This window comes from Nocardia amikacinitolerans NBRC 108937 (genome assembly GCF_001612615.1).
Lineage (GTDB): Bacteria > Actinomycetota > Actinomycetes > Mycobacteriales > Mycobacteriaceae > Nocardia > Nocardia amikacinitolerans.
The window spans coordinates 36,473-56,653 of sequence record NZ_BDAU01000035.1 but is presented as its reverse complement, the minus strand read 5'-3'; the positions used below and the strand labels follow the sequence as shown (position 1 = coordinate 56,653).

Below are 20,181 nucleotides of genomic sequence, written 5' to 3'. Positions count from 1 at the left end.
TACCAGTCATCGCTAGGAGTACCCGCGTGTCCGTTTACCTCTATAGATTCGGAAAGTTCGCTTTCCGCCGGAAATGGATAGTGCTTCCGGTCTGGCTTGTCCTCTTCGTGCTCCTGGGTGGTCTGGGCGCGCAGCTCAGCAAACCGATGAGCAACGACTTCAGCATGCCCGAGCTGCCCTCGGCCCGGGCCAACGACATTCTCGACAAGCACTTCCCCGGTGCGTCCGAGGCTTTCAAGTTCGACGCCGTCACCGGAACTTACGTCATCGGCGCGCCCGAAGGGCAGAAGCTGACCGATCCCGCGAACCGTGCGGCGGTCGAGGCGTTCATCGCCAAGCTCAACCAGCTCGACATCGTCGACCACGAGAAGCCGATCGTGAACCCGATCGACGCCGCGGAGAAGATGGGCTGCCTGGCGAACCCGGATCCGTCGCAGTGCAGTGGCGCCCCGCTGAACGTGCTCAGCAAGGACGACCCGAACTCCGTCGCGTTCATGAGCGTGCCGTTCAGCATCGCGAAGTTCACCGACGTCACCGACGAGAACCGCAAGGCGGCCTATGACGTCGGCGCCGACGCGCGCAACTCCGGCCTCGTCGTCGAGGTGAGCGGTTCCATCGCCCAGACCCAGGAGCAGCCGAGCGGTACCGCCGAGCTGATCGGCATGGGCGTCGCGCTGATCGTGATGATCGTGGCCTTCGGCGCCATCGTCGCGGCCTTCGTGCCGATCGTCACCGCGATCATCGGCCTCGGCGCTGCCACCTCGGTCATCCTGTTGGGCACCTCGTTCATCGAGGTCCCGAGCTTCACCACGTTCCTCGCCTCGATGATCGGCATCGCGCTGTCCATCGACTACGCGCTGTTCATCGTCTCGCGCTACAAGCACGAACTCGCCGTGCAGGATTCGCCGGAAGAGGCGGCGGGCACCGCGCTCGGCACCGCCGGTTCCGCTGTGGTGTTCGCCGGTCTGACCGTGATCATCGCGCTGGCCGGTCTGAGCATCGTCGGCGTCGAGTTCCTGACCTTCATGGGTCTCGGCGGCGCGATCGCGGCGGCGTTCGCGGTGATCACCGCGACCACGCTGATGCCCGCGCTACTCGGCGCGTTCGGCCGGTTCCTGTTCAAGCCGAAGCTGCCGCTGGTCGCCAAGCACGACCCGGAGGACGACTCCGTTGTCACCAACGGCATGCGCTTCGGCCGCCTGATCGGCAAGGCCCCGTGGGCCGCGCTCGTGCTGTCCATCGTGGCGCTCGGTGCGCTCGCCGCCCCGGCCGCCGGTCTGAACCTGGGTCTGCCCGGCGAGGACAGCATGCCCAAGACCTCGACCGTGCGTAAGGCATACGAGCTGCGCACCGAGGGCTTCGGTGAGGGCAGCAACGGCGTGCTCAACGTCGCGGTCGACCTGAGCAACGTCGCACCCGAACGGCGTGACGAGGCCGTCAACGCGCTGCGCGAAAAGCTCGCGTCCTACGACAACATGGACTACGTCACCGAGCCGCAGTTCAGCGGCGAGGACAAGGCGGGCGCGCTGCTCGACGGCGTGCCGAAGTCGGGCCCGAACAACCAGGACACCAAGGACCTGGTGCGCGACGCCCGCGACGCCGAAGGCGAACTGAAGGCGCAGTACGGCATGGAGTACGGCATCACCGGCACCACCGCCATCTACGCCGATGTCGACCACGTGCTGCTCAGCAAGATCGCGCCGTACCTCGCCATCGTGGCGGGCGCCGCGTTCATCCTGCTGATCCTGGTGTTCCGCTCGATCCTGGTGCCGCTGACCGCGGCGCTCGGCTTCCTGCTCTCCATGGCCGCGACCTTCGGCGCGACCGTGCTGATCTTCCAGGAGGGCAAGCTCGGCCTGATCGACGATCCGCAGCCGATCGTCAGCTTCATGCCGATCATGCTCATCGGCCTCGTCTTCGGTCTCGCCATGGACTACCAGGTCTTCCTGGTGACCCGCATGCGCGAGGAGTACGTGCACGGCAAGTCGCCGAAGGAAGCGGTGGTGGCCGGTTACCACCACGGCGCCCGCGTGGTGACCTCCGCCGCGATCATCATGATCTCGGTGTTCGCCTCCTTCATCCTGGAGTCGGATGTGACCGCGAAGTCCTTCGGTTTCGCGCTGGCGGCGGGCGTGCTGTTCGACGCCTTCATCGTCCGCATGGTGCTGATCCCGTCGCTGCTGGTGATCATGGGCAAGTGGTCCTGGTGGATGCCGAAGTGGCTGGACCGGATCGTGCCTGACATCGACGTCGAGGGCACCAAGCTGCGCGATCTGCAGCAGAAGTCCGTCGAGCTGAAGAAGAAGGAACCGGTCGCCGTGAGCTGATCGGATTCCGCCGAACCGACCGTCGGCCCCGCACCATGGTGCGGGGCCGACGGCGTTTTTTCTTGAACTCGAGTCCAGTACGCAGCAGACTCGGGGTGTTCGACTCTTTGCTCGGTAGACCGCCTGCGCATCGGTGCGCGGCGGAGGTAGTTCGCGAGCGCGGGGCGGGTGAGCCGCGTGTTCGTTCCAGAACCGGCTCGATCCGAAAACCGCGAGGAGAACCTGTGTCCGTGTATCTGTACCGGTGGGGGAAGTTCGCCTTTCGCCGCAAGTGGATAGTCCTGCCGGTCTGGCTCGTCCTCTTCATGCTGCTCGGCGCGCTCGGCGCCCAGCTGAAAGAGCCGATGACCGACGACTTCAGCCTGCCGAACCTGCCGTCGGAGCGGGCCACGGAGATCCTCGACGAACACTTTCCCGGAATGTCGGCGGCGTTCGAATTCGACGCGGTCACCGGCACCTACGTGATCGGTGCGCCGGAAGGGCAGAAGCTCACCGATCCGGCCAATCACCAGGCGATCGAGGCGCTGATCAGCAGACTCGACCAGCTCGGCATCGTCGATCACGGCAAGCCGCTGGTAGACCCGATCGCGGCGGCCGAGCAGATGGGCTGCCTGGTGCCGGAGCCGAACGTCTCCACGTGTAGCGGCGCCCCGCTGAACGTGCTGAACAAGACCGCGCCCGACACCGTCGCGGTCCTCAGCGTGCCGTTCACCATCAAAGAGTTCGCCGACATCACCCCGGAGAACCGGGCCGCCGCCTACGACGTCGCCGACGACGCCCGCGCTGCCGGGCTGACCGTCGAACTGAGCGGAACCATCGCGATCGAGCAGCAGGCGCCGAGCGGCAAGTCGGAGATGATCGGCATGGGGGTCGCGCTGATCGTCATGGTGGTGGCCTTCGGCGCCATCGTCGCCGCCTTCGTGCCGATCGTCACCGCGATCGTCGGCCTCGGCGCGGCCACCTCGCTGATCTTCCTCGGCACCTCGGTGCTGTCCATCCCGAGCTTCACCACCTTCCTCGCCTCGATGATCGGCATCGCGCTGTCCATCGACTACGCGCTGTTCATCGTGTCCAGGTACAAACACGAACTGGCCGTGCAGGATTCGGCCGAGGAAGCCGCTGGGACCGCGTTGGGCACGGCGGGTTCGGCGGTGGTGTTCGCCGGGCTGACCGTGATCATCGCGCTGGTCGGCCTGAGCATCGTCGGCGTTCGATTCCTGACCTTCATGGGTCTCGGCGGCGCGGTCGCGGCGGCCTTCGCGGTGCTCGTCGCGCTGACGCTGATGCCAGCGCTGCTCGGCGCGCTCGGCCGGTTCCTGTTCAAACCCGAGCTGCCGCTCATCGCCAAGCACGACCCGGAAGACGACACCGTCGTCACCAACGGCATGCGCGTCGCCCGGCTGATCGGCCGCATCCCAGTCCTCACGCTGGTGCTCAGCATCGCGGTGCTCGGCCTGCTCGCCGCACCGGCCGCGGGCCTGAACCTCGGCCTGCCCGGCGAGGACAGCATGCCCAAGTCCTCCACCGTGCGTAAGGCCTACGAACTGCGCACCGAGGGCTTCGGCGAGGGCAGTAACGGCGTGCTCAACGTCGCGGTCGACCTCACCGACGTGCCGCAGGAGCGCCGGACCGAGGCGCTGACCGCGCTGCGCGACAAGCTGATGTCCTACCCCGACATGGACTACGTCACCGAGCCGACGCCGAGCCGGGACGGCAACGGCGCGCTGCTCGACGGCGTTCCGAAGGCGGGACCGAACAACCAGGACACCAAAGACCTGGTGCGCGACGCACGGGAAGCCGAGGCGGGACTGAACGCCGAGTACGGCATCCGATACGGCATCACCGGCACGACCGCCATCTACGCCGACATCGACCACGTGCTGCTCAGCAAGATCGTTCCGTACATGGCGATCGTCGCGGGGGCGGCGTTCGTCCTGCTGATCCTGGTCTTCCGTTCCATACTCGTGCCGCTGACCGGCGCGCTCGGGTTCCTTCTCTCCATGGCCGCGACCTTCGGCGCGACCGTGCTGATCTTCCAGGAGGGCAAGCTCGGGCTGATCGACGATCCGCACCCGATCGTCAGCTTCCTGCCCATCATGCTGATCGGCCTGGTGTTCGGTCTGGCGATGGACTACCAGGTCTTCCTGGTGACGCGCATGCGCGAGGAGTACGTGCACGGCGCCTCGCCCAAGGAGGCCATGGTCAACGGCTACCACCACGGCGCGCGCGTGGTCACCGCGGCGGCGATCATCATGATCTCGGTGTTCGGTTCGTTCCTGCTGGAATCCGACCCGACCGCCAAATCCATGGGTTTCGCGCTGGCCGCCGGCGTGCTGCTCGACGCGTTCCTGGTCCGGATGGTGCTGATCCCCTCGCTACTGGTTCTCATGGGCGAGTGGGCGTGGTGGATGCCGAAGTGGCTGGACCGGATCGTGCCCGATATCGACGTGGAGGGCGCGCGGCTGCACGCGCTGCGGGCCGAATCGGCCGCGGCGCGGGAAGCGGTCGCCGTCCGCGATTGACGATCGCCCGGTCGAAGCGGCTCCGCACCCATGCGGGCGTGGAGCCGTTCCGGTGGTAGCCGAACGCCCGGATTGCTACCGAGTTACTCGCTCGGCCGCGGCATGACGCAGTTCGACACTTTGGGGTTCAGTCCCAGGTAATTCAGGGGGCCGGAGATCGCCGTGAGCGCGATCGTGCCGAATCCGGCGCAATTGATGGGTCCGCTGTTGAAGTACTGACGCTGACCTGCGGCGATCATGCCGATGGCCAACCACACCAGGAGCAGCAGACTGAACCACCGCATCCCGGATTCGCGCGCAGCCCGCCCGTGAGTCACTCGCTCGCGCATAGTCATCGCTTCCTTCCACAATCGCGCCGACTGGCGTAACGGGGGAGATACCCCCATGCCCACCGGTTACTCCCAGTGCGCTCGACCACAATTCGGCCGACATTTCGCCACCGGGGAAGACTTGCGCGGCAACCGGACAGTCAATTTTCTTTTACTTTGGGTACCTAGTTTTCGGCTCGTGGTCGTCACTTCGGTCGAAATACCGCCGCGTACCTTTCCCCCACTTCCCACTCGAAGCCCCGTCGATCGGGTGCCCGCTCCGCTGCTCGTGCTCGGTGCGATGGTGTCCATTCAGCTCGGCGCGGCCGTGGCCAAACAACTCTTCGCGCTCGCTGGCGCGGACGTGGTCGCCTGCCTGCGCATCGTCGTCGCCGGTGCGCTGGGTCTGCTCATCTGGCGGCCCGCTTTCCGGGTCGACCGGCGCGCGCTTCCCGGTATCGCCGGGCTCGGAATCGCCATCGCCGCAATGAATCTCAGCTTCTACGCGGCGATCGAGCGGATACCGCTCGGCGTCGCGGTCACCATCGAATTCCTCGGGCCGCTCACCGTCGCCCTGCTCGGATCGCGCAGGCTGCGCGATGCGCTGTGGGCTTTGACGGCGGGCGCCGGCGTGCTGCTGCTCATGGATTCCGGCGGTCCGATGTCGTGGACCGGCGTGCTCTTCGCCCTGCTCGCCGGCGCGGGATGGGGCGCGTACATCGCCTGCGGCGCGGTGGTCGGCAGGCACACCGCCGGACACGACGGACTCGCGCTCGCCATGGCGTTCGGCGGCGCGCTTGCGCTGCCTTTCCTTGTGACACAAGGTGGTTCGGCACTGCTCGATCCGATGCTGCTGGCCGGGGTCGCGGTCGTCGCGGTGTGCTCGTCGCTGGTGCCGCACGCCATCGAACTGACCGCGCTGCGGCGGATCGAGGCGTCGGTGTTCGGGGTGTGGATGAGCTCGCAGCCCGCGGTCGCCGCGGTGGCGGGGATGGTGCTGCTCGGGGAAGGGCTGCGCGGGGCGCAGTGGGGTGGGGTTGCGATGGTAGTTGTCGCGGCGGCTGGCTCGGCTTGGTTCGCGGCCGATTCGGGCCGTCGCGCGCAGGACGAGATGGCGCGGCGAGGCCGAACCGACGCGTTGTCCGCCGACGCGGAACCGCTGAGAACGGGCGCGGGTGCGACGAGCGAGGTGCTCCGCCCGGAGCGGGCCGCGCCGGAGCTCGTGCACTGAACGAAGGCGGTCACCAAGGCCACCGGGGCCGCGATTCCGTCGCGACCGGTCAGGCCGTACGCCGAAAGGTGCGGCGGTAGGTGTTCGGAGAGGTGCCGAGAACCGAACGCATGTGCTGGCGAAGCGAATTGGCGGTACCGAAACCGGCGCGGTGGGCGACGAGATCAATGCTGAGATCACTGTTCTCCAGCAGGTCGCGGGCCCGTTCCAGACGCTGAGCGAGCAACCAGCGACCTGGCGTCGAGCCCACCTCGTCGCGGAAACGGCGGGTGAAGGTGCGCACACTCATGCGCGCGTGTGCCGCCATCTCCTCCAGCGAGACCTGCTTGTCGAGCCGATCGAGCAGCCACGCGCGGGTGGCGGCGGTGGAGGTCATCGTCGGCTCGGGCACTGGACGTTCGATGAACTGCGCCTGGCCGCCGTCGCGCCAGGGCGGGACGACGCAGCGGCGGGCGACCTGGTTCGCGATCGCGGTGCCGTGATCGCGGCGCACCAGGTGGAGGCATAGATCGATGCCCGCGCCCGCACCCGCCGAGGTGAGCACATCACCGTTGTCCACGAAGAGCACATCCTCGTCGAGGCGCACCCGGGGGTAGGCGCGGCGGAACTCCTCGGTCCACATCCAGTGTGTGGTGGCCGGTCGGTCGTCGAGGACGCCCGCGGCGGCGAGCACATAGCTGCCGGTGCAGATGGAGACCAGTCTGGCCTCCGGTCTGATCCGTGCGAACGCGGCGGCGAGGCCCGGCGAAAGCGGTCCGCCGACGGGCAGATCACCGCGGTGGCACGGTGGCGGGATGACCACCGTGTCAGCCTGTTCGAGCGCTTCGGGGCCGTGCTCGATGGCCAGCACGATGCCCGCGTCGGAGCGGACCGGCGCACCGTCGACCGAGCAGACGATCACCTCGTAGAGCGGGCGCCCCTCGGCGTCGAATGCCTGACCGAATACCCGGGCGGGCATACCCAATTCGAACAGCGGTACCTCGTCGAGGGCGAGCACAACGACGCGGTGCGGTCGAGCGGTCATGGCCAGATCCTGTCACATATTGTCCGTCCGGCCAGCACCGCGGACGGGGATCGGACGGCAATCTGGTCTCCGCTCACCGAACGAGCAGACCGAAAGGACCGCACAAATGCCAACGATGCTCGCCGTCACCGCCCGCGAGTGGGGCGCGCCCGAGGTGCTCACCCCGATCGAGATCGAGCGTCCCGAACCGGGACTGACCGAAATCCTGGTGCGTGTGCACGCGGCCGGGGTCAACCCGGTCGACTGGAAGACACGGGCCAGCGGGGTCTTCATCGCCTGGGGCGAAGTGCCGATCGTCGGCTGGGACGTCTCGGGAACCGTCGAGGCCGTCGGGCCCGGCGTCACCCTGTTCGAACCCGGCGACGAGGTTTTCGGCATGCCCGCCTTCCCGCGTCAGGCGGGCGCGTACGCGGAATTCGTTGTCGGGCCCGCGCGCCAGTTCGCGCGTAAGCCGGGCAACATCTCCCATATCGAGGCCGCCGCCCTGCCGCTGGCCGGCCTGACCGCGTGGCAGTCACTGATCGATACCGCCGATCTGCGCGCGGGACAACGGGTTCTGATCCACGCCGCGGCAGGCGGCGTCGGACATCTCGCGGTCCAGATCGCCAAGGCGCGCGGTGCGTACGTCATCGGCACGGCGCGCGCGGACAAGCACGATTTCGTGCGCGCACTCGGTGCGGACGAAGTGATCGACTACACCGCTGTCGATTTCGCCGCGGTGTTGCGCGATGTCGACATCGTGCTCGACAACATCGGCGGGGATTACGGTGCCCGCTCACTTCCGGTACTTCGGCGCGGCGGCCACCTGGTGACGTTGCCAGGACCGGAGGACCTGCCCGATGCGGCGGATGCGGACGCGCGGGGAATCCGTACCTGCTGGCCTGTGGTCGAACCGGATTCGGCGGGTCTCACCGCCATCGCCGAGCTCGTCGCTGCGGGCAAGCTGCGACCCGAAATCGACAGGGTGCTGCCGCTCACCGATGCCGCGAAGGCGCACGCCTATGGCGAGACGGGACGCACGCGCGGCAAGATCGTGCTCCAGGTCGTCGCGCCGAGCGAGTAGCGTCTGCCCGCGGTCGCGGCGTCGGCCGGGCCGCGCGTGTAGGCACCGGTGCTGGAACGAGACCGGCCCCGGCGGTCGCGGTGACCACCGGGGCGGGGACTCCGTCGCCCGACGCGTTATCCGCGCCGATTACGGACTTGGTTCCGGCACATTGCAATCCGCGATCTTCGGGTTCACGCCCATGTAGTTGAGCGGGCCCGCGATCACGGTGACCGCAATGGTGCCGAATCCGGCACAGTTCACCGGACCGCTGTCGAAGTAGTCCCGCTGCGCCGCGGCGACCACACCGATCAACAGCCAGATCAGGACAATCACACTTCCGATTCTCATGTAACTCTCGCGCATCGTTCCCACGCGGACGGCTCGGCGGCGCATTAGGCGTCACATCCCTTCCCGCTTCCATCTGCTCGGCGTATACCCGAAATTCGCCGTTTCACCGCCCGAACCGGACAATTTGCGCGCACCTGAGCGCTACCACACACCTCGCATACGCTTCACACACCCGACACCTGTGTGAGGCGTATGCGAGGTGTGTGGCGACGGCGCGTTGAACTCCGTGGCGGTTGTGCCTGCCGGTACATGCGGCACCGTGGCGCGCGGGTCGAAGCCTTGGAAGGTGAGGCCGATGATGAAGCCCGCCGCTTCCTCCAGCTGGCGGGCGCGGTCGAGTCCACCCAGCACGGCGGCTTGCGCGCCCGCGTCGCGGACCAGGATTTCGGTGGTGCGCAAGGCACGCGGATGGTCTCCGCAGATCGCGACGGTAACGTTCGTTGACGCGGGCTATCCGATGCTTGGGAACCCAAGGTCGGCGTCCCCGAGGAATGTGTAATCGCCTTCGCTGGATTGGATGAACCGGCCAGCGAAGGCCATCGCTGCGACGAGCGCCTGCACGGAGTCGATACCGAGAATGTCGGTCACGAGAGGTTCATCGTTGACACCTTCGATCCGCACCGCGCACGCGAAGTCGCCGTGGCCGGACGGCCGCGGCTTGCCGATTGTCACGATCACCGGATCGTCGCCCTTGCGCAGTTCGCGGCGGGCGATCGGCTCACCGAGGCCGTTGGTCATGGCCGGAGCCTACCCGGCCGTGACCAGCACGGCGGGCGTATGCAGGTCGAGCTGGCTCGGTTCGGCCGGTGTCGAGGCCCACCGCCAGGGCGGTGTCGACTTGCCCGCCAAGCAGTCGGCGTACCACTGGGTCGCGGCGTCGTAGCAGACCCGAGACTGCCGCTTGCGGCACTCGGGCAGCAGATGGTTGTAGTAGTGGTCATCGCACGCTTCCTTGTCGACGCCGTTGACCTGGACGAGCTTTGTGCAGACCGCGCCGGGCGCGGCCGCCTGTGCCTGTCCCGACGACTGCGCGGCGAGCGGTAGCGCAGCGAGCAGGCCAATGCACATGGAAGCGAATACATTTCGCATGATTCCCCCACGGAACCTAGTTGTGTTGTTGCGGAGCCCTAGCCAGCGAGCCGGGCAAATCGAGCGCGTTCGTGCTGGCGAAACACCTGCGCGCTGGAGGTGCCCGCGCAGCGGCGGACACGTCACGGCTCCAAGGGGCGGCGGCCGGAGTCCGGCGTGATCCGGCCAGCGTCGACCAGCACGCGCCACGCGGCCGTCTTGCGCGGGCACTCGTTTACCAGACACGTGCGATGCCGCTGCATGGTCATCTGGGCTTCGAGCTGGCTCATTCGGTGGTCTGGCGCGTCGTGCGGGAATCCGACCGGCCAGACGTCGGTGTCCATCAGGGCGTTCTCCTGCTCGATCTGCACGCGGCGGTCGGATCGCTGCACCTTCTGGCGAATCTCGGCGACGCTGCGCCCCTCCGGTATCCGGCGCGGCCACAGCCACACCGTCAACGCGGCGGCGGCCGTGCCACCGAGCGCAATCGACAGCGTGATTACGAACCCCTGCCACCCCATGCCGACCCTGCCCCTCTGCGTCGCGGTTGGTGGGCACCCGCGCGCAGAGCCGGGTCGGGTCCGAGACAACGAAGCTCGGCGCCGAATGTCGACTCGACGGCGGGGCCGAGCACAACAGTGGCAGCGATCACAGGTCGCACTGTCCCGCAGCGGGACAGCTGGATAGCATTGGGCTTTGGTGCCGTCGAGGGAAGTTCATATGAGCGACTACCAGCAAGGCGAAGACCAGTACATCGGCCGCCAGGTCCGCGCGATCCGTGCGCGGCGCGGCATCTCACAGCAGGTGCTCGCCGATCGGGTCGGTGTCTCACGTGGCGCGATCGCCAAGTACGAGAACGGGGAACGGCCCGTCGATTCTCGGCGTACATTGCTGGCACTGGCGCAGGCACTCGGCGTGAATGTCGGCGACCTCACCGGCCACGAACAGGAACGGCTCGATCCTTCCGCAGCGGGATTCCACACGGCGGTACCGGACATCGAGACCGTGCTGTGGTCGCAGGGCAACATCACCGACGTGCGCCCGCCCCGGTCTCTCGCCGAGCTGGCGACGCTGGCGCAGGAAGCGACCCGGCTGCGCCAGGACTGCGATTACGCGAAGCTCGGGCCGATGTTGGCGCCCATGATGGCCGATTCATTTCGGCACGTACGGGATAGCGACTCCGAAGAGGCTTGGGACGTGCACGGCGTGATCGTCTACGGCGTGGCGTCGGCGCTGCGGGCGCGCGGGTATCACGCGTTGGCGTGGACGGCCGCACAGGAAACCGAGCGAGCCGCGCTCAGGACCGGGGGTACCGCGGCTCTCGCTGCGACCGCCTACATCCGCAGTCACATTCTGCTGACACGGCCCGGTGCGTTGCCCGCCGCGCTCGAGCAGGTCGAAGCCACGGCCGAACGTCTGTCGTCGGACGTTCGTACGGTGGGCGAGATCGAGACATGCGGAATGCTGCACCTACAGGCGTCGCTCGTGACGGCCGCTATCGGCGGTGACCCTGGCCCGCGCCTCGCGGAGGCGTCCGAGCAAGCGAGCAGGCTCGAGCATGCTCAGCCTGGCCAGTCGGCGGCCCGCAATGTGTCATTCGGACCCGCAAACGTCGCCCTGTGGCGCATGTCCGCAGCCATGGAACGACGAGAACCGGGCGAAGTCCTCAAGCTCGCGCCGCTGCTCTCCCCGAACGATCTGCCCGCGGAGGGCCGACGCGCGCAGTACTTCGTCGAGATCGGTCGGGCGCACGCGATGCAGCGCAACTACACCGAATCCCTGCACGCGCTCCTACGCGCCGAACATGCTGCACCGCAGCATGTTCGGAACATGCCCCACGTGCGCGAGCTCGTCGGACACATGATGCGCTCAGCACGGCGCGATCTCACCACCGGCAAACTCGGCGGTCTGGCACAGCGAGTCGGCGCAATTCCGGCCTGAATGTGCGGCGCTCCAGTTGTTCGGGCCTTCGACCAACCGCTCGGCAGGAATGTCTGAACGTCACAGATGCAAGAGACTGTCGACCCGCGTCCGCTTTTCACGAGGCCACAAACGTATCCCGATGACAGCGCGACGCTGAACAGTTCACAACTGTGGTCAAAGTGCAGAGCAGACCCATAGCTGCTTGGCGGATAGGAACTTGAGCGTGCGCCAGAACCGGCCTGAGCCTAGGCCGCTGATTATACGAATGGCAATAACAGAAGGAGCGCTAAGGGCTGTTTCAGACTGTGCTCCAACAAGTTTCGTGGCAATCGTCCTGGCTTACACATAGACTCTCTCCGGTGAGCGAGCAGCGTACGTCCGCGGGGGGAGCCCGCGCGAATTCTGAACATCAACCACAACCTGGCGATCAAACCCCCACTCCTGGCGGGAGACCCGATCGGAGGTCTGGGATCGCAGACCTCGGGCCGGCGTGGATAACCGCTATCTCCGGTCTAATCGTTGCCCTGACCGGGCTAGGCGTGCTCGTTGGGCGACAGACAGCACCCGAGAGTCCAAGTCCTGCGGCTCCGGCCACGGCCGTCTCTTCCGCCGAGTCACCGGCACGCACGAACTCATCGCAGCCAACCGCGGTTGCCAGCCCTGCTGCGGGCACAGTGATAGTTGCGGATTGTCCAGTGGTTCTCGCTGCGGGCTACAACCTGCCCATCGGCAAGGCTTCCGAATGTCCTTTTCCAACTGACGAATCGGTTTCTGGCGTTGGGTGGGGCTCCACGTTCTTGTGGGCTGGCGACAAGTCGACCCTGGCCGAACTGACCAATGCCACTGCTAGCTACGACGCATGCAAGAAGAACACTCGCTACAGCAGGAATATTGGTTCGCCAGCCGCCAACGACGTCATTTGCTACGTAGCCAAGGGGATTGTCGCGGCGATCACGTTCACCAAAACAATTCCGGCCGGCGCCTCCGGACTGGAGCCCGCAGAGTTCAGCATCACAATCTGGCAAGACTAAAGCTCCGTCAGCTTGGCTTCGGGCGGCGGACTATGGCGGCCCATTCAGAATGGATTGGAAACGTGGTCGAGATCTCACTAAGTCCTCAGAAGGAACGCATCCGCTGGGGCACCCTGGGCAGCCAAGCACGCTGAAGACCAGAGACTACCCACAACACCTAGCACAGTGCGCCAGCCTTACCGTGAGCGATGGCTTCAGGGCCGCTCGGATGCTCAGCCGCGACAACCCGGGGCAACACGCCAGCTCGTCGATAGCAAAGGTTGGACCGAGCCAGTGAAGCCACGTCGAGCCCGTGACGTTCAACCCCGGGTGTTGAAGATGTGGGTAGAGCCAGGTTGCGCCTACGTCAGGACGGAAAAGCCCCTCACCTGCGTGAACAGATGAGGGGCTTTGGCGGTGGCGGAGGGATTTGAACCCTCGGAGGGGGGTTACCCCTCACACGCTTTCGAGGCGTGCTCCTTAGGCCGCTCGGACACGCCACCGCCGACTAGGTTACCCGACCGGGTGCGGATCGCTAAATCGCCTGGAGAGGTGGGGTGCGGGGCGTCAGCGCTGGGTGCGGAAGAAGTCGTCGAGGAGGGCGGCGCATTCCGGTTCGAGGACGCCGCCGCGGACCTGCGGGCGGTGGTTGAGGCGGCGGTCGCGGACGACGTCCCATAAGGAGCCGACGGCGCCGGTCTTCGGCTCCCACGCGCCGAAAACGAGGCGGCCGACGCGCGCGAGGACGAGCGCGCCCGCGCACATCGTGCACGGCTCGAGGGTGACGGCCAGGGTCGCGCCTTCCAGTCGCCAGCCGTCGCCGTGCACCGCCGCGGCTTGGCGCAGCGCGAGTACCTCGGCGTGTGCGGTCGGGTCGCCGAGGGCCTCCCTGGCGTTGGCCGCGCGGGCCAGCTCCCGGCCGGACGCGTCGAAGACCACCGCGCCGACCGGCACGTCGCGCGGATCGGCGGCCGCGGCCGCGTCGATCGCGGCGCGCATCATCGCGACGTCGGACACCAGCGGGTTCTCGGGCAGAACGCTCATGCCCGCGCCTGACAGACGCTCGGCTTTCCCGAGGCAATCAGGCACATGACTCGCTCGCTCATGCCGCAGCCTCGCCAGCCCTCTGCTCCGGCACGCGAGGCGAGTCGGCACATGATCCGCACATTCATGCGCGCACCGCGATCACCGCGGCAACTTGTCCAGCACCGCCGAGAGTTCGTTGGCGAAGCCAAGCCGCTGGGCGATCATGCCGAGCTGCTCGTCCGGGTACAGGTCGGTCTCGGCGAGGATCACGCTCAGCACCGGCTCGGGCAGACCGAGATCGGCGAGCACCGCGAGATCGCCTTCTTCCCACGGTTCGATGTCGTCGAGTTCGTCGGGATCGATATCGGGGATTTCGATATTCAAGGCCTCGAGCACATCGGCGGCGATGTCGTAATCGATCGCGGCGGTGGCGTCCGAGACGAGCAGCCTCGTGCCGCTCGGCGCGGGGCGCAGCACGATGAAGAACTCGTCGTCGATGTCAAGCAGCCCGAAGACCGCCCCGGAGCTGCGCAATGCCTTCAGCTCGTTTTCCGCGACGGACAAATCGGTGAGCGCCGCCTGGCTCAACGGACTACACCGCCATTTGCCTTCTTCGCGGACAACCGCCACTGCGAACCCTTCCACGTCGTCGTAATCTTCCGACGCCGCCCTGTTCGTGCCCGAGCGCTGTGCTGCCATGGCCGCAACGGTAGTCGGCTCGAGCTCAAATGTTGAAGTCGTATGCGAATCTGTTCCGGTGACTCGCGACCAGAAAGCACCGGTGTGTGTCCTCGGGACGGGCTTGATCGGCGGTTCCCTGCTGCGCGCCGCGGCGGCGGCGGGTTATCCGGTATTCGGCTACAACAGATCGCGGTCCGGGGTGGCGGCCGCGCGGGCCGACGGTTTCGACGTCGACGACGACCTGCCCGGCGTGCTCGGCCGGGCCGCGACCGACGACGCGCTGATCGTGATCGCGGTGCCGATGCCCGCCGTCGACCACATCCTCGCCTCGGTGGCCACCTTCGCGCCCGACTGCGTGCTCACCGACGTGGTGAGCGTGAAGGCGCCGGTCGCGGACGCGGTGCGCAAGCACGGTCTGGCCGCACGCTACGTCGGCGGGCACCCGATGGCCGGGACGTCCGAATCCGGTTGGGGGGCCACCGATCCCGAATTGTTCCGCGACGCGGTGTGGGCGGTCGGCGTCGATCCGGGCACGCACGCGGACCCGTGGCGGCGGGTGGCAAGGCTCGCGCTGGACTGCGGGTCGGTGGTGGTTCCGGTGGTCGCCGAAGAACACGATCGGGCCGTCGCCCGGATCTCACATCTGCCGCATGTGCTCGCGGAGGCGCTGGCCATCGCGGGCACGGGCGGCGGGCCGCTCGCGCTCGGCCTGGCCGCGGGCTCGTTCCGCGACGGCACCCGGGTGGCGGGGACCGCGCCCGAGCTGGTGCGCGCGATTTGCGAACCGAACGCCGACGCCCTGCTCGCCGTGCTCGACGAAACGCTGACGGTGCTCGGCGCGGCCCGCGACACCCTGGCCGAGGACGGTTCGCTCGCCGACCTGACCCGCGCGGGCCACGACGCACGGAACGACTACGAGACCGCGCGACGCTGGGAAATCACCGACGTCCACCCCGGCGACCACGACTGGCTGGAGCGCCTGCGCGAGGCGGGCCGGCGCGGCGGCGTGATCACTACCGTGCACCCATGACCCACGACACCCGGAAATCTCCGGACGACGGTGACATTCAGTCCGTCTGACGGCGTGGGGGTCACCTTCGGTCGGGGCGCGCGGTTCAGATGCGTTCGGCCAGCCCCGGGTAGTCCAGCAGGAAGCCGTCCTCGTCGACGGTGACCGTCGCGCTGGAGACCGGAGACAGCACGCTGATCCCGTCGGCGCCCGCGCTGTAGATCAGGCTGGCCTCCTGCACGAGCAGATCGGGCAGGCGCACGTACACCACCGGCACCTCGAGATCGTCGACCGCGTGCTGGAGACCGTAGCGGCGGATCGGCAGGGTGTTGAAGAACGGGCTGAGCACCACGTCCACGTCCAGCGCGCCCGCGAAGGTGGAGCGGACGTGGCTGCCGCCCGCGTCGACCAGCCAGTAGTTCTCCTCGTCCCTGGCGATCGAGGCGTGCCGCTCCCCCGCCGAGGTGGTCGTGCGCAGCGAGAGCCGTTTCGTCGCGCCGTTCTCGTCGGTGACCAGGTCGTAGGACGCGCTGAAGGCGGGGTGGTCTTCGCACGCGCCGCCGATCATGCGACCGGCGGCGCGGATGCGATTGCCGTTCAGCGTCACGCGCACCGATTCCATGCGCGTCGCGTTGTGCGCGCGCCACGTCAGAATCGCCGGCCACCGAGGTGCCGCCGGTTTGCTGTCGGGGGCGGGGGCTGGATTGGTCACGTATCTACCGTAAGCGAAAAAGGCCGCCTTACCGCATCACACGAGTGACTCGCGCCACGCGGCGTGCAGTCCGGCGAACCGGCCCGCGCCTTCGATCAGCTCGGCGGGCGCGCCGTCCTCGACGATCCGGCCGTGCTCGAGCACCAGGACGCGGTCCGCGATCGCCACCGTGGACAGCCGGTGCGCGATGATCACGGCGGTCCGGTCACGCAAGACCGTCTCCAGCGCCCGCTGCACCAGCCGTTCGCTGGGGATGTCCAGGCTCGACGTGGCCTCGTCGAGGACGATGACAGCCGGATCGGCGAGGAAGACCCGCGCGAACGCGACCAACTGCCGCTGACCAGCGGAGAGCCTGCCGCCGCGCTTGCGAACGTCGGTGTCGAAACCCTCGGGCAGTTTCACCACGAAGTCGTACAACCCGACCGCGCGTGCCGCCGCGTGCACCTCGGCGTCGGTGGCGTCCGGCCTGCCGAGCCGGATGTTGTCGGCCACCGAACCGGAGAACAGGTACGACTCCTGGGTGACCATCACGACATTGCGCCGCAGGTCCGCGTCGGCGATGCGGCGCAGGTCGATCCCGTCCAGCGTGACCGTGCCGCCGGACGGGTCGTAGAACCTGGTCAGCAGCTTGGCCAGGGTCGACTTGCCCGCGCCCGTCGCGCCGACCAGCGCGACGACCTGCCCCGCCGGAATCTCCAGCGAGAACTCGGGCAGCACCGGCCCGCGCCCGGCCGACGTCTCCTCGTCGAGCGCCTCCGGACCCGGCGCGGAGTCGTAGCCGAACCACACCGCGTCCATCCGGACCGCGCCCGCGGCCTTGCCGATCGGCACCGGATCCTTCGGTTCCGGCACCGAGGGCTCCTCCTCCAGCACGCCGGAGATCTTCTCCAGCGCCGCCGCGGCGGACTGGTAGGAGTTGAACACCTGGGCGAGTTCGTCCAGCGGGCCGTAGAACTCGTTGAGGTACAGCAGATAGGCCGCGAGCACGCCGACGGCGAGGTTGCCCTCGATCACCTGCCACGCGCCGATCACGATGACGATCACCGTGGTGAGGTTGCCGAGCAGCCGGGTGAGCCCGGCGTAATCGCCCATGCCGCGCATGGCGGCGGTGGTCGCGGTCCGGTACTCCGCGTCCTCGACGGCAAGCACCGCCTCGTTGCGCTGCTCGCGGCGGAAGGCCTGCACCGCGCGCATGCCGCCCATGGACTCGACGAACTGCACGACGACCTTGGCGATCGCGCCGCGGGTGCGCCGGTAGCCCGCGCGCTGCCTGCGCTGCGCCCACCTGGTGACCAGCGCGAGCGGCACGAAACCGGCGAGCACGATCGCCGCAAGCGTCTGGTCGAGGTAGACGAGCAGCACCGCGATGGTGACCACCGAGAGGATCGCGCTCAGCGCCTGGTTCAGCGCGCTCTCCAACAGTTCCTGGAGGGTTTCGATATCGCCGGTGAGCCGGGCGACCGCCTTGCCCGAGGTGTACTTCTCGTGGAAGCTGACGCTCAGCCGCTGCATGTGCTCGAACAGTCGCACCCGCAGGTCGAACAGCACGCTCTGGCTGAGCCTGCCCGAGACCCGCAAGAAAGCGAAGGTGGTGAGCACACTGATGCCGAGCACGCCGAGGTAGCCACCGACCGTGAAGGCCAGCGGCGTCCAATTGCCTTTGGCCCCTTCGGCAATGCCGGTGTCCAGCCCGTAGGCGATGAACAGCGGCGCCGACACGGTGGCCGCGTTGTCGACCACGATCAGCACCAGCGCGAGCACCGCGAGCCTGCGGTACGGGCGAACCAGGTCCAGCAGCAGCCGCCGGGATCGCCCGGCCAGCACCAGGTTTCCGGTCTCGGTGACCTCTTTGTCCTCGCTTGCGATACCGCGCCAGTCGGCGACCTCGTCGCGCGCGGCCGAATCCGGCTCGCTCGCGGCGTCTTTCGGCACCGTCTCGGTCGCGTTCACGAGACGCCTCCCATCAGTTCGCGATAACGGGCACTGGTGCGCAGCAGATGATCGTGGCTGCCCTCGGCGACGATGCGGCCTTCGGCCAGCAGCGCGACCCGATCGGCCAGCGCCGCGGTGGAGGGCCGGTGTGCGACGAGCAGCGTTGTCGCGCCCGCCAGCACGGTGCGCAGCCGCTCTTGCACGCGCTCCTCGGTCTCGACGTCCAATGCCGACAGCGGGTCGTCGAGCACCATGATCCTGGCGCGGTCGTCGGCGCCGTCGCGGCCGAGCACCGCGCGGGCCAAGGCCAGCCGTTGCCGCTGGCCGCCGGACAGGCTCAGGCCCTGCTCGCCGATCCTGGTGTCGAGGCCCCACGGCAGCTGGTCCACGAAGTCCGTGGCCTGCGCGATGTCGAGCGCGCGGCGCACGTCCGCGTCGGTGGCCTCCGGATCGCCGAGCGCGACGTTCTCGCGCACGCTCGCCGAGAAAAGCACCGGGTCCTCGAACGCCACCGTCACCAGCGAGCGCAGGCCCGCGACCCGCATCGCCGCGATGTCGATGCCGTCGATGGTGATCGCGCCGCCGGTCACGTCGTAGAGCCGCGGAATCAAGTTGAGCAGCGCCGTCTTTCCGCTGCCCGTCGCGCCGACCAGCGCCACGGTTTCGCCGGGCCGTACGGTCAACGAGACGCCGCGCAGCACTTCGCGTTCCGCGTCCGGCGTCGCGTCCTCGCCCTCGTCTTCCCCGCGCGGGAACGCGAAACGCACGTTGTCCAAGGTCAATTCGCCCGCGACGCGCTCGGGTAACCGCACCGGATCGGCGGGATCGGTGATGTCGATCGGGGTGTCGATGATTTCCCAGTAGCGATCGGCGGCCGTGCGCGCGTCGTTCAGTTCGGCGAGCAGGAAGCCGGTCCAGATGATCGGCCACTGCAGGAAGGTCGCCAGCGTGATGGCCGCGACCAGGGTGCCGAGCGTCATCGTGCCGTGCGCCACCGCGTAACCGCCGTAGCCGAGCGCGAAGGCGATGGCGAGCTGGGGCATGCCCATCATGGCCGACCAGAGCTTGGCGTCGAGGCGCACCTTCAGCAGTTCGGTCTGCTGCAACTCGCCCGACTGGGCCGTGAATCGCGAACCGAAGAACAGACCGCGGCCGAACGCCTTGAGGACGCGCACGCCCTGCACGGATTCCTCCGCGGTGGTCGCCAGATCACCGGACTGGTCCTGCGAGCGCCGCGAGGCCACCGCGTAGCGCCGCTCGAAGTTGGTCGCGATGAACACCAGCGGAATCGCGATGAGGCCGAAGATCAGGCCGACGCGCCAGCTCAGCGCGCACAGCACGAGCAGGCCGACCGGGATCACCACGATGTGGATCACCAGGAACGGCCCGGCGAACGCGACGAACCGGCGCATAGTGGCGAGGTCGTCGACGGCGCGCGAGAGCAGCTGACCCGACTCCCAGGCGTCGTGACGGCCGATCGCCAGCGCTTGTAGCTTGCGGAAGATCTTGGCGCGCAAGGTGATCTCGAACGCCGTCGCGGGTTTGGAGACCAGCCAGCGCCGACCCCAGATGCCGAACGCCTCGAGCAGGCCGAGCAGCAGCACCAACAACACCGGCACGACCGCACCGCCGAGATCGCGGTGCGCGATGGGACCGTCGATGATGCGCGCGATCAGCAGCGGAATGACGACCGCGGTCAGCGTCGCGAGCACCGCCAGCGCGGTCGCCCCGATCAGGGCGGCCCGATGCGGGCGCAGGTATGGCGCGAAGCGCCGCAGGGAATGCAGGCGGCCCGGCGTCGGCGCGGCGGGCCGCTCGGGTCTGTCCGCGTCCGATTCGGCCGACGGCAGCTCCAGCGTGACTGACAAGGCTCCCCCTCGTGGTTCGTGGATCGCGGTGTCCGTGCCTCAGGCTCCCCGGCGATGTTCGCACCGGGATCCGACATCCCAGGGTGACACCAACACCCGCTCCGGCCAACCGATTTTTCGCCCCACCGCATTCCCGCCACGGGGTTA

At 67.9% G+C, this 20,181-nt stretch carries 19 protein-coding genes and 1 tRNA gene; 7 read left to right on the top strand and 13 right to left on the bottom strand.

The features are described 5' to 3' along the window. Positions 1 to 26: 26 nt before the first annotated feature. Positions 27 to 2,327: an MMPL family transporter gene (locus tag NAM01S_RS25600; protein ID WP_067789726.1), complete on the top strand. Its 2,301-nt coding sequence runs from the start codon at positions 27 to 29 to the stop codon at positions 2,325 to 2,327. 224 nt (positions 2,328 to 2,551) lie between these two features. Further along, the gene (locus NAM01S_RS25595; RefSeq protein ID WP_067789723.1) at positions 2,552 to 4,849 is read left to right on the top strand and encodes an MMPL family transporter; all 2,298 of its coding nucleotides are present in this window, start codon (positions 2,552 to 2,554) and stop codon (positions 4,847 to 4,849) included. 83 nt (positions 4,850 to 4,932) lie between these two features. On the opposite strand, the gene NAM01S_RS25590 is transcribed toward NAM01S_RS25595, so the two are convergent. Next, positions 4,933 to 5,133 carry a hypothetical protein gene (locus tag NAM01S_RS25590; RefSeq protein ID WP_067789720.1) on the bottom strand — a complete coding sequence of 67 codons (201 nt, stop codon included), beginning with the start codon at positions 5,131 to 5,133 and terminating at the stop codon, positions 4,933 to 4,935. 223 nt (positions 5,134 to 5,356) lie between these two features. Here NAM01S_RS25590 and NAM01S_RS25585 point away from each other — a divergent pair, with 223 nt between their 5' ends. Further along, positions 5,357 to 6,388, top strand: coding sequence for an EamA family transporter (locus NAM01S_RS25585; protein ID WP_169810903.1), 1,032 nt, complete (start codon positions 5,357 to 5,359; stop codon positions 6,386 to 6,388). A 49-nt stretch (positions 6,389 to 6,437) separates the two neighbouring features. Here the strand turns inward: NAM01S_RS25585 and NAM01S_RS25580 are convergent, their stop codons facing one another. Further along, complete coding sequence (locus NAM01S_RS25580; protein WP_067789715.1) at positions 6,438 to 7,412, bottom strand: GlxA family transcriptional regulator; 975 nt, start codon at positions 7,410 to 7,412, stop codon at positions 6,438 to 6,440. A 106-nt stretch (positions 7,413 to 7,518) separates the two neighbouring features. Here NAM01S_RS25580 and NAM01S_RS25575 point away from each other — a divergent pair, with 106 nt between their 5' ends. Then, positions 7,519 to 8,475 (top strand): NADP-dependent oxidoreductase, encoded by a 957-nt coding sequence (locus tag NAM01S_RS25575; RefSeq protein WP_307188704.1) that lies wholly within the window; start codon positions 7,519 to 7,521, stop codon positions 8,473 to 8,475. Positions 8,476 to 8,604: 129 nt separating this feature from the next. On the opposite strand, the gene NAM01S_RS25570 is transcribed toward NAM01S_RS25575, so the two are convergent. The 5 genes from NAM01S_RS25570 to NAM01S_RS25550 form a co-directional block, all read right to left on the bottom strand. Continuing rightward, positions 8,605 to 8,805: a hypothetical protein gene (locus NAM01S_RS25570; protein WP_067789709.1), complete on the bottom strand. Its 201-nt coding sequence runs from the start codon at positions 8,803 to 8,805 to the stop codon at positions 8,605 to 8,607. Positions 8,806 to 8,946: 141 nt separating this feature from the next. Beyond that, positions 8,947 to 9,204, bottom strand: a complete 258-nt coding sequence (locus NAM01S_RS35990) for a hypothetical protein (RefSeq protein ID WP_067789706.1) — start codon at positions 9,202 to 9,204, stop codon at positions 8,947 to 8,949. Positions 9,205 to 9,255: 51 nt separating this feature from the next. After that, entirely contained in the window at positions 9,256 to 9,543 is a 288-nt protein-coding gene (locus NAM01S_RS25560; protein ID WP_067789703.1) for a DUF6968 family protein, read from the bottom strand. Positions 9,544 to 9,552: 9 nt separating this feature from the next. Further along, positions 9,553 to 9,873: a hypothetical protein gene (locus tag NAM01S_RS25555; RefSeq protein WP_067789700.1), complete on the bottom strand. Its 321-nt coding sequence runs from the start codon at positions 9,871 to 9,873 to the stop codon at positions 9,553 to 9,555. A 143-nt stretch (positions 9,874 to 10,016) separates the two neighbouring features. Next, a complete protein-coding gene (locus NAM01S_RS25550; protein ID WP_067789697.1) occupies positions 10,017 to 10,394 on the bottom strand; it encodes a hypothetical protein in 378 nt (125 codons plus the stop codon). A gap of 199 nt (positions 10,395 to 10,593) precedes the next feature. Between NAM01S_RS25550 and NAM01S_RS25545 the strand changes: the two genes are divergently transcribed. Together NAM01S_RS25545 and NAM01S_RS25540 are read left to right on the top strand one after the other, a co-directional pair. Then, positions 10,594 to 11,814 carry a helix-turn-helix domain-containing protein gene (locus NAM01S_RS25545; RefSeq protein WP_067789694.1) on the top strand — a complete coding sequence of 407 codons (1,221 nt, stop codon included), beginning with the start codon at positions 10,594 to 10,596 and terminating at the stop codon, positions 11,812 to 11,814. A 677-nt stretch (positions 11,815 to 12,491) separates the two neighbouring features. Beyond that, on the top strand, positions 12,492 to 12,827 hold the full coding sequence (locus NAM01S_RS25540; RefSeq protein WP_157107908.1) for a hypothetical protein: 336 nt from the start codon (positions 12,492 to 12,494) through the stop codon (positions 12,825 to 12,827). A 391-nt stretch (positions 12,828 to 13,218) separates the two neighbouring features. Here NAM01S_RS25540 and NAM01S_RS25535 read toward each other — a convergent pair. The 3 genes from NAM01S_RS25535 to NAM01S_RS25525 form a co-directional block, all read right to left on the bottom strand. Next, a tRNA-Ser gene (locus NAM01S_RS25535) sits at positions 13,219 to 13,309 on the bottom strand. Positions 13,310 to 13,373: 64 nt separating this feature from the next. After that, positions 13,374 to 13,850, bottom strand: coding sequence for a nucleoside deaminase (locus NAM01S_RS25530; protein WP_067789688.1), 477 nt, complete (start codon positions 13,848 to 13,850; stop codon positions 13,374 to 13,376). A 141-nt stretch (positions 13,851 to 13,991) separates the two neighbouring features. After that, a complete protein-coding gene (locus tag NAM01S_RS25525) occupies positions 13,992 to 14,531 on the bottom strand; it encodes a tRNA adenosine deaminase-associated protein (RefSeq protein ID WP_067789685.1) in 540 nt (179 codons plus the stop codon). Positions 14,532 to 14,589: 58 nt separating this feature from the next. Here NAM01S_RS25525 and NAM01S_RS25520 point away from each other — a divergent pair, with 58 nt between their 5' ends. Next, on the top strand, positions 14,590 to 15,543 hold the full coding sequence (locus NAM01S_RS25520) for a prephenate dehydrogenase (RefSeq protein ID WP_067789682.1): 954 nt from the start codon (positions 14,590 to 14,592) through the stop codon (positions 15,541 to 15,543). 85 nt (positions 15,544 to 15,628) lie between these two features. Here the strand turns inward: NAM01S_RS25520 and NAM01S_RS25515 are convergent, their stop codons facing one another. Genes NAM01S_RS25515 through NAM01S_RS25505 form a run of 3 tightly spaced genes read right to left on the bottom strand, consistent with a single transcriptional unit; the run spans position 15,629 to position 20,034 of the window. Continuing rightward, positions 15,629 to 16,234 (bottom strand): putative glycolipid-binding domain-containing protein, encoded by a 606-nt coding sequence (locus NAM01S_RS25515; protein WP_084483296.1) that lies wholly within the window; start codon positions 16,232 to 16,234, stop codon positions 15,629 to 15,631. A 36-nt stretch (positions 16,235 to 16,270) separates the two neighbouring features. Further along, positions 16,271 to 18,184 carry an ABC transporter ATP-binding protein gene (locus tag NAM01S_RS25510; protein ID WP_253799161.1) on the bottom strand — a complete coding sequence of 638 codons (1,914 nt, stop codon included), beginning with the start codon at positions 18,182 to 18,184 and terminating at the stop codon, positions 16,271 to 16,273. Next, entirely contained in the window at positions 18,181 to 20,034 is a 1,854-nt protein-coding gene (locus NAM01S_RS25505) for an ABC transporter ATP-binding protein (RefSeq protein ID WP_067789679.1), read from the bottom strand. The genes NAM01S_RS25510 and NAM01S_RS25505 overlap by 4 nt, the downstream gene beginning before the upstream one ends. Positions 20,035 to 20,181 lie beyond the last annotated feature (147 nt).